The sequence below is a fragment of the Corallococcus sp. CA054B genome, assembly GCF_003611625.1.
Taxonomy (GTDB): Bacteria; Myxococcota; Myxococcia; order Myxococcales; family Myxococcaceae; genus Corallococcus; species Corallococcus coralloides.
The window spans coordinates 36,105-49,621 of the sequence record NZ_RAVY01000053.1; the positions used below are offsets into that span (position 1 = coordinate 36,105).

Below are 13,517 nucleotides of genomic sequence, written 5' to 3' on the forward strand. Positions count from 1 at the left end.
TGACCTTTCCTCCCGCGAACATGCACCGGGAGGAATCCATGGCGACCGAGCGAAAGCAGCAGCAGCCCGAGCAGGAGCAGCCCACCCGCGAGACGCGGCATGGCGACGAGCGGCTTCCGCCCAAGGCCGACGAGGCCAAGGAGGGGATGCCCGGCTACGGACAGCCCGACCCGGAAGTCCGCGAGAAGAACCTGCCGGACCAGAAGTGGTGAGCTGTCCCGAGGGACTCAGCCTCCGAGGGCGCGCACCCGGGGCACATGCGTGCACAGGGCGTCCACGACGCGGGAGACCTCCGCGCCGGTGGTGCTGGGGCCCAGGCTGAAGCGCAGGCTTGCGCGCGCCTCGGCGGGGGAGAGGCCCATGGCGCGCAGCACGTGGGACGGGGACAGCGTGCCGGAGGCGCAGGCCGCTCCCGACGAGACGCGGATGTCCTCCAGGTCCAGCGCCATCAACAGCGCTTCGCCCTCCACGCCCTCGAAGCGCAGGTTGCTGGTGTTGGGCACCCGGGGCGCGCCCGCACCGTTCACCGTCACGCCGGGCAGCCGCTGGAGCACCTGCTGTTCGAAGGTGTCGCGCAGGTCCGCGACCCTCGCGGCGGTGCTGGACTGATCCGCGGCGGCCAGCTCCAGGGCCAGGGCCAGGGCCTCGGCATAGGGCACGTTCTGCGTGCCTCCGCGGCGGCCTCCCTCCTGGTGTCCGGGCGTCAGTGCCCGCACGTCCACGCCCTTGCGCACGACGAGCACGCCCACGCCCTGGGGGCCCCCGAACTTGTGCGCGGAGAGGGAGAGCAGGTCCGCGTCCACTTCGCGCAAGGTGAGCGGCACCTTGCCCGCGGCCTGCACGGCGTCCGTGTGGAAGAGGATGCCTCGCTGACGGCACGCGCGCGCGGTCTCCGCCACCGGCTGCAGCACGCCCGTTTCGTTGTTGGCCCACATCAGCGAACACAGCGCGGTGTCCGGCGTGAGCGCCTCCAGCACGGCCTCCAGCGGGACACGGCCGCTGGCGTCAGGGGACAGCCGCACCACCTGGGCGCCGTCCTTCTCCAGCTGCGCGAGCGCACCCAGCGCCGACGGGTGCTCCACCGTGGTGGACACCACGCGGCGGCGGTCCTTCACCGGGCGGGCCGCGTACGCTCCCACCAGCGCGAGCGCATCCGCCTCGCTGCCCGACGCGGTGAAGGTGATCTCCTTCGGCTCGCAGCCCAGGACGCGGGCCACCTTCGCTCGCGCCGCGTCCAAGCGGGCCCGGGCCTCGCGCCCGCCACCGTGCACGCTGGACGCGTTGCCGAAGCCGCCCTCCGTGAAGGCCCTGGCGAGCAGCGCGCCGACCTCCGCGCGCACCGGCGCGGCGGCGTTGTGGTCCCAGTAGATCACGTGTCCTGCGCGGACAGCAGCGACACCGGCCGCTCCTCGGAGACACCGAAGGCTTCGAGGAAGCGCGACACCACCTCGCGCTTGAGCGCCTTGCGCTTGCTCGCGCTGCCGGACAGGGGCAGCCGCGCGCCCGCCATGCTGCCGTGGCCGCCGGACGAACCGCCCAGGTCCTCGCACAGCTCGCGGATGAGGCGGCCCGCGTTCATGCGCCGGTCCTTCACGCGCAGGCTCAAGAAGAGCTGGTTGCGGTACGTCCCGTAGGCCAGGGACCACTTCATCCCTTCCAGGTACATCATCCGCTCGGCGACCTCCGCCACCAGGTCCGGGGAGTAGACCTCCTCCAGGTCGGTGATGATGGCGGTGCCGTAGACCTTCGCCTTCTCGATGGACGTGTGGAACAGCTGGAAGAAGCGCGCCGGCAGCTCCGGGTGCTCGATCTGTCCCAAGAGCTGCTTGTCACAGCGGGGGAACAGCCACAGGTAGCTGTCCACGTCCGTCTGGGTCGTCTCTCGGCCCAGGTCCCGCGTGTCCGCCTTGATGCCGTAGAAGAGCGCGGTGGCGATCTCCACGGACGGCTCCAGCCGGGCGGCCCGCAGGTACTCCACCAGCATGGTGGAGGTGGCGCCGAAGTCGCCGCCCACGTCCGCGAAGGGGGCCAGCAGGCTCTCCTCGCGCAGCGGGTGGTGGTCCACCACCAGGTCCGCGCGGTAGCGCGCCGGCAGGGAGTGGTTGCGCACCGGCGGCTGCGTGTCCACCAGGCCGAAGAGGTCGTACTGGCTGAAGTCGATCTGCGACACGTGCGACACCGGCAGCCGGAGCACGCGCACGAAGGCGACGTTCTCCGCCCGGCCGATGATGCCGCCGTAGCCCACGTGGGCCTCGATGCCGGCCTTGCGCTCCAGCAGGTGGGCGAGCGACACCGCCGCCGCCATGGAGTCCGGGTCCGGGTTGTCGTGCGTGAGGATGAGCGCCCGGCGGTGACCCTTGGCCACCTGGAGCAGGCGGGCCAGCTTGTCGGCGGCGGGCAGCTTCGCCAACCGCGCTGGCGGAGGCTCCGTGAGCTCGCTCCCGGCGGAAAGCTGGGCGCGGCGGCTTTGGAGGGACGGGGTCACAGGCATGGGGACTCTTCTTTTACTTCCTCCGGCACAGGGATTCGAGAAGTCGGATGTTCTCCCCGTAACGTTCCGGAAAGGGTGTTTCCAACACCCCAATGGTGTCGACGAACCGCGCGTCCTTCATGAGGCAGCGGAAGGCCATCAGGCCGATCGCCCCCTTGCCCGGTTCTTCGTGCCGGTCTACCCGGCAACCCAGGGGTTTCTTGCAATCGTTGAGGTGGAAGGCGCGCACCCGGTGCAGGCCCACGCGCCGGTCGCACTCGTCCATCACCGCCGCGTAGCCCTTCGGCGTCCGCAAGTCATACCCCGCCGCGAAGAGGTGGCACGTGTCCAGGCACACCGCCAGTCGCGCTTCATCCGCGACGCGCGAGAGCAGCTCCTCCAGGTGTTCTAAGCGCCACCCCAGCGCGTTGCCCTGGCCCGCCGTCACCTCCAGGCAGACGCGGGCGGTGTAGCCGGGGCAGCGGCGGTGCACCTCGTCCAGCCCTTCGGCGATGAGGCGCAGGCCCCGCGCTTCGTCCGGGTGGGAGCCGGGGTGGAGGATGAGCAGCGGGATGCCCAGGCGCTCGCAGCGGGTGAGCTCCTCGGTGACGCACGCGAGCGACTTCTCGCGGGCCTCCGGCGCCTCACCGGCCAGGTTCACCAGGTAGCTGCCGTGGGCGATGACGGGGAGGCCCGTGCGGCGGGCCTCGGCGCGGAAGGCTTCGGTCTCCGCGTCCGTCAGGGCGGGGGCGCTCCAGCCCCGCGCGTTCTTCGTGAAGATCTGCAGGGCGCGAGCGCCGTGCGCTTCGGCTCGCTGGAAGGCCTGGCTCACGCCTCCGGCGATGGATTCGTGAGCCCCGATGCGCACGGCTTCGACTTCGTCCCTCTTCGGCCGCTACTCGACGGTCTTGTACTTGCGGCCGAGGTCGCGGAAGTACTTCACGCCGTTGTCCAGCGAGTTCTCCATCGCGTCCATCAGCACCGTGCGGAACGTGGCCACGGGCGCGCGGAAGGACTCGTAGTAGCGCTGCCGGTCGATGGAGTGGATGACCGCGGGCATGTAGCCGTTGCGCAGCAGGATGAGGTTGCTGCACATGCGCCCCACCTTCCCGCTGTGCTCGGTGAAGGGGAAGATCTGCAGGAACTCGTGCTGCACCACCGCCGCCTGTTTGATGGGGTGGAACTCGCGGAACTCCGCGCTGGCGGTGTGGTCCACGAGCTTCTCCAGCCGCGCCTGGATCTTCGCGGGCTGGGTGATGTCGTGGAAGTAGGTGCGGTGCAGGGGCATGTCCTTGCGCAGCCCCGCGCGGTCGCGCTCCTTGGCCAGCTCCTTCTCCGTGCGCTCGCGCCGCTCCATGCGCGCACGCTCGGCCAGGGCTTCCGGCGTGTTGCCCAGGAAGAGGTCGTGCATCCGCTTGATGGTGGTGAGCGTGAGCGCGGACTGCTTCTTCGCGCCCGCGGCCTCCTCGCGGATGAAGTCCGCCACCGCCTTGTGGTTGCGGATCTCCAGCACCACCGGGATCATGGAGGCTTCCGCCGCCGTGCGTTCCGGGAAGAGCGCGGCCATCAGCTCCTGGTGCGTGTACACGACGCCTTCGAGCGCGGCGTCGTGGTAGATCCACGACATCTCGAAGCGGTCGAGGTACTCACGCGCTGGCGGCTTGCCCTTGTAGATCTCAAGGTACTCGCGCAGCTGCTCGTTCTTCTCGTCGATGTCCTGGTAGCGTTCCTTCACGGACTGCGGCTCCTTCTCGCTCCGGCCCGCCCCGGGCGCTGGTTCTCAGAGGCTGCGCCGGGAGGTACAACGGCACGCGGAGTCTAGAAATTCCGCGCGGTTGGAACAAATAAAACCCGACTAGAGATTCACCAGGAACACCTCGCACGCCTGGTCCAGCAGGTCTTTTGAAAGGGCTGGCGGGATTTGCCGGTATCGGGCGGCGTCCCGGATGAGCGACACGAGGTCCCGGGGGTGGCAGGAGCGCATCTCCATGCTGCGCGGCTTGTAATAGTGCTCCACCAGGTAGGTGATGGCCTGGTCCACGTAGGGGATGCCCGCCGCCTCGCACACCCGGCGGAAGATCTCCCGGTAGGACTCCTCGTCCGGATTGCCCACCTCGATCTTGTACTTGATGCGCCGCAGGAAGGCCTCGTCCACCAGCTCCTTGGGGTCCAGGTTGGTGGAGAAGACGAGCAGCTGATCGAACGGAATCTCGAACTTCTTGCCGGTGTGCAGGGTGAGGAAGTCCACCCGCTTCTCCAGGGGGACGATCCACCGGTTGAGCAGGTCCGTGGGGTGGACCTTCTGGCGGCCGAAGTCGTCGATGAGGAGCATGCCGCCGTTGGCCTTCACCTGGAACGGCGCCTCGTAGAAGCGGGTGCTCTCCGAGTAGATGAGATCCAACGTCTCCAGCGTCAGCTCGCCGCCCACCACCACGGCGGGGCGCCGGCAGAGCGACCAGCGCTTGTCCATTTCGAAGGTCTGCCGGCGGCCGTTGGCGTCGCGGCCCATCTCCAGCGACACGGGCGTGTGGATGATGCGGTCGAAGACCTTGATGATCTGGTTGTCGATTTCGAGGCAGTGCGGGACGAAGACCTCGCCGCCGAACATGTGGGAAATCGCCTCCGCCAGGCTCGTCTTGCCGTTGCCGGGCGGGCCGTAGAGGAAGAGCGAGCGGCCGGAGTTCACCGCCGGGCCCAGCTTGTCCATCAGCTCCGCGGAGACGGTGAGGTGGCCCAGGGCGGCGACCAGGTCCTCCTGGCCCACGACGGGCGTCTCCTCCGTCTGGCTGCCGATGAGGGCGTTGTACTGCTCGATGGGGACGGGGGCGGGGCCCACGTAGGTGGAGCGGGTGAGGGCGTCACGCGCGTACTCGCGGCCCTTCTCCGTGAGGGCGAACTCCACGGACGCGCGGCCAAAGCCCTTGCCGCCGCGCAGGTCCACCAGCTTCTCCGCGGCGAGGAAGTCCACCACGTGCTCCACCACGCCGGACCAGGGCAGGCACATGCTCTCGGCAATGGCCACGCCCGTCCCGGTGCCGGCGTAGTAGAGGAACTTGAGGCCCAGGTCCGCGAGCAGACCCATCCTCAGTCCCGTGTCTTCCAGCGACTTCGGCTCACCCGGAGCGATGTCGAGGACGGACGGGTTCTCCAGCTTGAAGGGATTGTCTTCGTACGCGTAGCCGGCGGGAGGCATCGGGTACGGGTTCTACCCGATTCCCCCGTCCGCCGGGACTTCGCGACCGCCGACTGTCCTCAAACGTAGGTCAGCCAGTCCGCATAGCGGGCTTCCTGGCCCCGCACGACGCGGAAGTACATGTCCTGGACGTACTTGCTGATGGGGCCGGGCTTGCCGTCGCCAATCTGGCGGTTGTCCACCTCGCGCACGGGGGTGATCTCCGCGGCGGTGCCGGTGAAGAAGACCTCGTTGGCGATGTAGAGGGCGTCACGGGTGACGGTGACCTCTTCAATGGTGGTGTGGCCGGCGTCGCGTAGCAGCTTCAGCACCGTGTCGCGGGTGATGCCGTCCAGGACGGGGGAGGAGAGGGGCGGCGTCTTGATGACGCCCTTCTTGTTCACGAGGAAGATGTTCTCCCCGGAGGCCTCCGCGACAAAGCCGCTGATGTCCAGGAGGATGGCCTCGTCATAGCCGGCGAGCACCGCCTCGCGCTTGGCGAGGATGGAGTTCACGTACTGGCCGGTGATCTTCCCGCGCACCATGTTCACGTTCACGTGGTTGCGCGTGAACGAGCTGACCTTGGCGCGGATGCCTTCCTTGATGCCCTTGTCGCCCAGGTACGCGCCCCAGTCCCAGGCGGTGATGCCCACGCGGGTGGGGTTCACCGCGCCCAGGCCCATGGCGCCGTCGCCCATGAAGGCCACCGGGCGCAGGTAGGCGCCGTTGGCGAACTGCTGCTTCTGCTTGCGCAGCAGGTCCACCGTGGCCTCGACCAGCTCATCCTCGCTGTAGGGAATCTGCAGCATGATGATGTGCGCGGAGTCGAGCAGGCGGCGGATGTGCTCGCGCAGCCGGAAGACGGCGAGCCGGCCATCATGGGTCTTGTAGGCGCGGATGCCCTCGAAGACGCCCAGGCCGTAGTGGAGGGCGTGCGTCATCACGTGCACGTTGCCCTCGTCCCATTTCATCAGCTTCCCATCGAGCCAGATGTGTTCGGCGCGCAGCACGGTGGATGAGGTCGAGCTCATCGGGGTGTTCCTCTCGGGCTAGGTGTGGGACAGCTGAGGAACTTGTACCCAGGCACATCGGGAGCGCAAAGCGTGAAACGCCAACGATCGCCTGTCCGGTGCCCTTTATCCGCGGCGCTCTGCGTCAGGCCTGCGCGATGGTGGGCAGGTTGGCGCGGGCCTTCTCGATGTCGCCTTCGTATTTGAGGACGAGGTTGAGCGTGGCGGCGACGACGTCCGCGCTGAGCGCTTCCGCGTTGAGCAGCGCCAGGCTCTGCGCCCAGTCCAGCGTCTCGCTGATGGACGGGGCCTTCTTCAAGTCCAGCGCGCGGATGGCGGCGATGGCCTCCACCACCTGCTCGGCCAGCACCTGGGGGACCTCCGGCAGGCGCGAGCGGACGATCCGCAGCTCGCGCTCGCGGTCCGGGAAGTCGATGTGCAGGTGGAGGCAGCGGCGCTTGAGCGCGTCCGACAGCTCGCGGGCGTTGTTGCTGGTGAGGATGACGCGCGGGACATGCTTCGCGCGGATGGTGCCCAGCTCCGGCACCGTGACAGCGTTGTCAGAGAGGACCTCCAGGAGGAAGGCCTCGAACTCCGGATCCGCCTTGTCGATTTCGTCCACCAGCAGCAGGGCCGGCGTGTCCGACAGCTGGGCCTGGAGGATGGGGCGGGGGAGGAGGAAGCGCTCGGAGAAGAACACCGCGTCCCCGGACGCGAGCCGGTCCGCGGCCTCCGCCAGCGTGGACGTTCCCTGGGTCAGCTCGCCAATCTTGTCCTTGAGCAGCTGGGTGTAGAGCAGCTGCTTGGCGTACTCCCACTCGTAGAGGGCCTTGGCCTCGTCCAGGCCCTCGTAGCACTGGAGGCGGAGGAAGGTCCGATCCAGCGCCTGCGCCAGGGCCTTGGCCAGCTCCGTCTTGCCCACGCCGGCCGGGCCCTCCACCAGGATGGGCTTGCCCATGCGGTCCGCGAGGAACACCGCCGTGGCGATTTCAGGGGACGACAGGTAGCCCACCGCCTCCAGGCGACGCGCCGCGTCCTCCACGCTGGTGAACGAGCGGATCTCCGAAGTCAGTTGAGGGGGGCTCACGCGCGTCAACTTAACCGACGGTTTCCCGCCGACTGCGGCAAAAATGCCAGGGTTGTGGGGGCGCCGTCCGCACTCTTGAGGGCCGTGGGAGCTGTAACCCTGCGGAATCAGAGTGCGTAATTATTTTCGCACCGCGGGCATGCACCGTGCATCTATGCGGGCGTATCTCAGGACGACGAGGTCGCGGGTCATGTGGGCGTGGCTGAAGCTGGCGATGGCGGTGTTGGTGGTGGTGATGCCGGGGGGCTTCCCCCTCGTGCTGGCGTACATCGCGACACGGACGTTGCTGGAGCGCTGGCGGGTGGCGCAGGCGCAGGCCCGGGAAGAGGGCCGCCCGGTGTCGGTGGTGCGGGACGTGGTGGGCGCGCTGCACTTCCGGGACCTCATCCGTGAGGCGCGGGCGGCCACGGCGCTGTAAGCGACGCAGGGACCGTCTTGAGATGGACGAAGGGCCCGGCACTCCACGGAGTGCGCGGGCCCTTGTCGTTTCCGGCGGTGCGGCCCTCCCGGGTGAGGGGAGGGCCCTGGCGCAAGGCTACTTGTCGAGCTCGTCGACGAGCGCCGTCCAGTCGTCCTCACCGGCTTCAGGGGCGGTGGGCAGCTGCATCACCATGGTGCGCTCCGGGGCCTCCTCGTCCACGGGGACGGGGGTGGGCGCGGCAGCGGCCTTCTTCGCGGCGGGCTTGGCGGCCTTGGCCGGGGGCTTGGCGGCGGCCGGGATGACCGGGTTCGCCTGGACGGTGGCGGCCAGGTGCTCCTCCTCGGAGGCCTTGGCGCTGGCCTTCGCGGCGGGGGCGGCGGCCGGGGCCTTGGTCTTGTAGCGGGCCAGCTCCAGCTCGGCGACCTTGAGCGCCTTGCTCTTCTCCTGGACGGACGTCTGGAGGCGGGCGACTTCCTGCGCCTTGATGGCCTCGCGGCGCTCGAGCTCCGCTTTCTGCTTGGCGTTGAGGTCCTCCAGCTCCTTGGCCTGACGGGCCTCCAGGTCCTTGCGCTCCTTCTGCGCCGTGGCGAGCCGGGCGGCCGCCTCGTTGGCCTTGGTCTCCGCCGCGGCGACGCGGGCGTTGAGGTCCTTCTCCGCGCGGGCGCGGGTGCTCTGGGCGTTCTCCAGCGCCAGCTCCAGGTCCTGGGCCTTCTTGGTGCGGGCCTGCAGCTGGGCCTGGGCGTCCTTGAGCTTCGCCTCCGTGTCGGCGGCGAACTTCTGGGCCTCCTGGGAGAGCTGGGCGATGCGCTGGTCCGCCTTCGCGAGCTTCGCGGCCAGGTCGTCCGCCTGCTTCTTCGCCTCGGCGGCGGCGGCCTGCGCCTGCTGGGCCTGCGCTTGCGCCTGGGCCTGGGCCTGCTGGAGCTGGCCGGCCAGTCCGTCGCGCTCGCTGGTGAGCTTCTTCTGCTGGTTCGCGGCCTGCTGGAGCTGTCCGTCGCGGTCCGCGATGGCCTTGCGCGCCCCGTCCAGCTCGCCGGAGACGTTGGCGAGCTGCTGGTTGAGTGCGTCCGCCTGCTTCTTCGCCTCGGAGGCCTGGTGCTCCAGCTGGCCTTCCAGCTGCTTCACCTGCTCCGTGCGGGTGGAGACCTCGCGGTTGAGCACCTCCGCCTGACGCATCTTCTCCTGCGTCACGTGCGTGAGCTTGCGGAGCGTGTCCGACAGCTCCTTGCCCTTGGTGTCGACCTCGTTCTGGAGGAGCTCCTCACGGCGCTGCGACTCGTGGGTGAGCGTCTGGAGGCGGTCCTCCAGGTGGTGCCGCGCGTCCTCCGTCTGCGCGAGCGTGGAGGACAGCTGCGTGACTTCCGACACGCGCGTGCCCAGCTCGTGCTTGGTGACGATGAGCTGTTCGGCCAGGTCCTCGCCGTTGGCCTGGGCCTCGGTGAGCTGGCGCGTGAGCTCCGCCTGGGTGCTGGCGGCGGCCTGGCGGGACTGCGCGTGGGCCTGCTCCTCGCGGGCCAGCGCGTCCTGGGTGCTGGCGAGCTGGCCCTGCGTGTCGGCCAGCTGCTGCGAGGTGGCGTTCAGCTCCGCGGTCAGGTTGTCGCGCTCGCCGGTGAGGGCGTTGATGCGCGCGGTGGTCTCCTCCGCGAGCGCCGCGTGGGCGGTGCGCTCCGCGTCGTAGAGCCCCTGGGTCTCCGACAGGTCCGCGTGCAGCTGGCCAATCTGGCCGGTGAGGTCCTGCTCCAGCGCGTCCTTCGCCGCGTTGAGCGCCGCCAGGTCCGCGATGCGCGCGTCGCGCTCCTCGGTGGTGCGGGCGAGGAGGCCGTTGGTCTCCTGGAGGAGGTCGCGCGTCTCGTGGAGCTCCGCGTCCAGCTCGTCGCGGTGCTGGGTGACCTTCGCCAGGTCGGCGCGCGTCGACTCCAGGGTCTCCTGGGTCTGCGTCAGCGTCTGGCTGGTGGCCTCCAGCTCACCGCGCGTCTCCGCGAGCGTGCCTTCGGTGCTGGAGAGGGTCGCCTGCGTCTCGGAGAGCGTGGCCTCCGTGCGCGCCAGCGTGTCCTGCGTCTGCGCGAGCGTGGACTCGGTGGTGGCCAGCGTCTGGCTGGTGGCCTCCAGCTCGCCCTGGGTGGACGCGAGCGTCCCTTCCGTCTGCGCGAGCCTGGCCTGCGTCTCCGTCAGCGTCTGGCTGGTGGCCTCCAGCTCGCCACGGGTCTCCGAGAGCGTGCCCTCCGTGCTGGAGAGCGTGGCCTGCGTGTCGGAGAGGGTCTGGCTGGTGGCTTCCAGCTCGCCGCGCGTGGTGGAGAGCGTCTCCTCCGTCTGCGCGAGCTTGGACTGGGTCTCCGCCAGCGTCTGGCTGGTGGCTTCCAGCTCGCCGCGCGTCTCGGCCAGCGAGCCTTCGGTGCTGGAGAGGGTCGCCTGCGTGTCGGCGAGCGTGGCCTCCGTGCGCGCCAGCGTACCCTGCGTGTCCGCGAGGGTCGCCTCGGTGGTGGCCAGCGTCTGGCTGGTGGCCTCCAGCTCGCCGCGTGTGGTGGAGAGCGTCTCCTCCGTCTGCGCCAGGCGCGTCTGCGTCTCGGAGAGCTGCTGGCTGGTGGCCTCCAGCTCGCCGCGCGTCTCGGAGAGGGTGGCCTCCGTGTTGGAGAGCGTGCCCTGCGTCTCGGAGAGCTGCTGGCTGGTGGCCTCCAGCTCGCCGCGCGTCTCCGCGAGGGTGGCTTCCGTGCTGGAGAGCGTGCTCTGCGTCTCGGAGAGCTGCTGGCTCGTGGCCTCCAGGTTGCCGGTCAGCTCGGCGATGCGGGCGTCGCGGTCGGAGACGTCCGTCTGCAGGCCCTCGATGGTGCCGTCGCGCTGGGCGACGGTGTCCTCGAGCGAGGCCACGCGCGCAGAGAGCTGTTCGCCCTGGCGCTGGGACGCGTCCAGCTGCTCGGTGAGCGCTTGAATCTGGCCGTTGAGGTCCGCCTCCAGGGCGTCCTTCGCCGCGCGCAGGTCCTCCAGCTGGCTGGTGAGGTCCTGCTCCAGCGCGTCCTTGGCCTGCTGCAGCGCCTGGAGTTCCGCGTTCAGCTCGTTCTCGCGGTCCTCCAGGTGCGTCTTGACGGCCTCGACTTCGCCTTCCAGCTCACCGATGCGCTCGCGGTGCTGCTGGATGGTGGCGTTGAGCTCCGCCTCGCTGTTCTCGTTGCGGGCGATGGTCTCCTGCAGCTCGCGGTCGAGCGCGGAGATCTTCGCCTCCCGCTCCTCCACGCGCTGCGTGAGGTCCGCCTCCAGGGCGTCCTTGTCCAGCCGGAGCTGGTCGCGCTCGCCGGTCACGCGCGCGATGTCGGACTCCAGGTCCGCCACCTGCTGGTTGAGGCGCTGCTCCAGCGCGGCGCGCTCGGCGTTGAGGCGCTCGATCTCCGCGTCCGAGCGGCTGGCGTGCTCCTCCGCCGTCGTGGCCCGGGCCTCCAGGCCGCGCACGGTGGCGTCGCGCTCCTGCTCCGTCTGCGTCAGCCGCTCCTGGAGGGCCTGAAGCTCGCCGTCCAGCTCGGCATAGCGCTGGTCGCGCTCGCTGACGGTGCGGGACAGCTCGGACTCGAACTGGTCGCCGCGCTCGCGCAGCTGGAGGATGTCCGCCTCGTTGGCGCGGACGGTGTCCTGGAGCTTCTGCTCCTTGACCTCGAACTCCAGCGTGACGACGCCGAGGTGCTTCTCCAGCTTGTCGAACTCGTTGCGCCAGGACTCCAGGTCGGCGCCGCGCCGGGACAGCTCCTCGTCGCGGAGGTTGACCTCCTTGCGCAGGACGTTGATGTCCTTCTCCTTGGAGGCGACGACCTCGATGAGGTCCTTCTCCGAGGAGAACTTCTGGAGGAGCAGGTCGTCGACGGTGGCGCCGTGCTCGCGCTCCTTCTGGACGATGGACTGCTGCGCGTCATTGAAGCGCCTGAGCAGGTCGTCGACCTGCATCTTCAGGCCCTGCAGCTCCACGTCCTTCTCGTGGAGGCGGTCCTCGACGGAGAGCAGCTCGCGCTCGCGGACGCTCCAGATTTCGGACAGGCGCGCGAGCTGGGCTTCGCGCGTCTTCAGCTCGTCCCGGAGGATTTGGATCTTGCCCTCGGGCGTGCCCATCAGCTCGCGGCGCGGGGGCGGGCGCTTCAGCTGACGCGACTCCGCCAGCAGCTCCGCCTTGCGGTCCGCGATGGACGAGAAGGCCCGGTCCATGAAGGACTTGTCCTCGTCCGTCATCGCGCTGCGGCGCTCGCGCTTGGGCAGCTTGGGCGGAGCGCCCGTGCGCACGCCGGGCATGGGCGGCGGGGCTTCGCGCGGGGCACCGGAGAGCGCGGCGTCCAGGTCCGCGTCGGACTCGTCGGAGCCGGGCGGCACGATGCCAGCGCTCATGGAGGCCAGCTCGCCCATCTCGAATGGGATGACGAGGTAGCCGTCCGCGGCGGCCGGCGTCTCACGGTGTTTGTTCAGACCCTCCACACCGGAGTCGGAGGAGAGCAGGAGGACCTTCAGGTTCTGGCCCCACTTGCCCTTCTTGATCTGCCCACAGAGGGCGAAGCCGGACTGGTCCGGCAGCTCCGCGCGCACGACCACGAGGTCCGGTCGGCGCTTCTCCAATTCCCGCTGCGCGTCTGACGCAGTGGTGGCCATGGCCGTGTTGTAGCCCGCGCTCTTGAGCACGGAGGCCATGCTGAGTGCGAAGTCGTTCTGGCTTTCGACGATGAGGACGCGACGCTCCATGAAGCCCTTCACCCAGCAAAAAGTGCAGTGAAAACCGCCACATCCTATCGGGCGGGCGCAAGGCTTGGGAAGTTTCCGAGCGGTGCTCGGTCGGCTGCCTCACGAGTTCTTGCCGCGAACCGCTCCCTGCCCGACAGGCGGGACCGACCCGGGGGGCACGTCTGCTTCCGGATCCCGCCCGGGGAAGTTGGTGGGCGGGGTGTGCCGGGCGAAGCGGGCGCCCTCGGGGGGACAGTACCCGTGCGCCAGCTGGGCGAACCACGGGTTGAGGGTGGAGTCGGGGGGCGCGGGGGGAGGCCCTTCATCCACGGCCTCCGCGGCCTCCACTTCGAGCGAGTCCGCGTCGTGGACCTCGTCGGCGGCGATCTCCTCCGCCTCGTCCAGCGCCGCGCTGGCGTTGGAGGGCGTGTTGCCGGCGTCGTCGTCCAGGGACTGGGCCTCGTCGGCGGCGATCTCCTCCGGCTCGTCGTCGGATGACGCGGAGGGCTTCAGCACGGGCGGCGTGGGGTTCAGCCGGGGCGGCGGCCCCTGGCGAGGAACGGGCGGCGGCGCCGCGGCGCGGGGCGGCAGCTGCGGCGGGCGGTCCGCGTCGGAGACGGAGCCTCCCCGGATGGGCGGCTTGTCGGACTCCGCGAGCACCGGGGGGCGGGAGG

10 protein-coding genes and 1 pseudogene are annotated in these 13,517 nt (G+C 69.7%); 2 read left to right on the forward strand and 9 right to left on the reverse strand.

The features are described 5' to 3' along the window. Positions 1-38: 38 nt before the first annotated feature. Complete coding sequence (locus tag D7V80_RS42250) at positions 39-212, forward strand: hypothetical protein (RefSeq protein WP_199738654.1); 174 nt, start codon at positions 39-41, stop codon at positions 210-212. Between the two features lie 15 nt (positions 213-227). On the opposite strand, the gene D7V80_RS15605 is transcribed toward D7V80_RS42250, so the two are convergent. The 7 genes from D7V80_RS15605 to D7V80_RS15635 form a co-directional block, all read right to left on the reverse strand. Then, complete coding sequence (locus D7V80_RS15605; protein ID WP_120588915.1) at positions 228-1,373, reverse strand: cysteine desulfurase family protein; 1,146 nt, start codon at positions 1,371-1,373, stop codon at positions 228-230. Beyond that, positions 1,370-2,491 carry a bifunctional oligoribonuclease/PAP phosphatase NrnA gene (locus tag D7V80_RS15610; RefSeq protein WP_120588916.1) on the reverse strand — a complete coding sequence of 374 codons (1,122 nt, stop codon included), beginning with the start codon at positions 2,489-2,491 and terminating at the stop codon, positions 1,370-1,372. The genes D7V80_RS15605 and D7V80_RS15610 overlap by 4 nt, the downstream gene beginning before the upstream one ends. A 13-nt stretch (positions 2,492-2,504) precedes the next feature. Continuing rightward, positions 2,505-3,338, reverse strand: a complete 834-nt coding sequence (locus tag D7V80_RS15615) for a deoxyribonuclease IV (RefSeq protein WP_120588917.1) — start codon at positions 3,336-3,338, stop codon at positions 2,505-2,507. Between the two features lie 27 nt (positions 3,339-3,365). After that, on the reverse strand, positions 3,366-4,205 hold the full coding sequence (locus D7V80_RS15620; protein WP_014397865.1) for a Fic family protein: 840 nt from the start codon (positions 4,203-4,205) through the stop codon (positions 3,366-3,368). Positions 4,206-4,325: 120 nt separating this feature from the next. Continuing rightward, positions 4,326-5,663, reverse strand: coding sequence for an AAA family ATPase (locus D7V80_RS15625; protein ID WP_120588918.1), 1,338 nt, complete (start codon positions 5,661-5,663; stop codon positions 4,326-4,328). A 59-nt stretch (positions 5,664-5,722) separates the two neighbouring features. Further along, positions 5,723-6,673: a branched-chain amino acid transaminase gene (locus D7V80_RS15630; RefSeq protein ID WP_120588919.1), complete on the reverse strand. Its 951-nt coding sequence runs from the start codon at positions 6,671-6,673 to the stop codon at positions 5,723-5,725. 124 nt (positions 6,674-6,797) lie between these two features. Further along, positions 6,798-7,739 (reverse strand): MoxR family ATPase, encoded by a 942-nt coding sequence (locus D7V80_RS15635; protein ID WP_120588921.1) that lies wholly within the window; start codon positions 7,737-7,739, stop codon positions 6,798-6,800. Between the two features lie 190 nt (positions 7,740-7,929). Here D7V80_RS15635 and D7V80_RS15640 point away from each other — a divergent pair, with 190 nt between their 5' ends. Beyond that, the gene (locus tag D7V80_RS15640; protein ID WP_014397861.1) at positions 7,930-8,157 is read left to right on the forward strand and encodes a hypothetical protein; all 228 of its coding nucleotides are present in this window, start codon (positions 7,930-7,932) and stop codon (positions 8,155-8,157) included. Positions 8,158-8,274: 117 nt separating this feature from the next. Here the strand turns inward: D7V80_RS15640 and D7V80_RS15645 are convergent, their stop codons facing one another. Further along, positions 8,275-12,864 carry a response regulator gene (locus tag D7V80_RS15645; RefSeq protein ID WP_120588922.1) on the reverse strand — a complete coding sequence of 1,530 codons (4,590 nt, stop codon included), beginning with the start codon at positions 12,862-12,864 and terminating at the stop codon, positions 8,275-8,277. A gap of 99 nt (positions 12,865-12,963) precedes the next feature. Beyond that, positions 12,964-13,517, reverse strand: a pseudogene (locus D7V80_RS15650) (glycosyl transferase family 1); the annotation flags it as partial.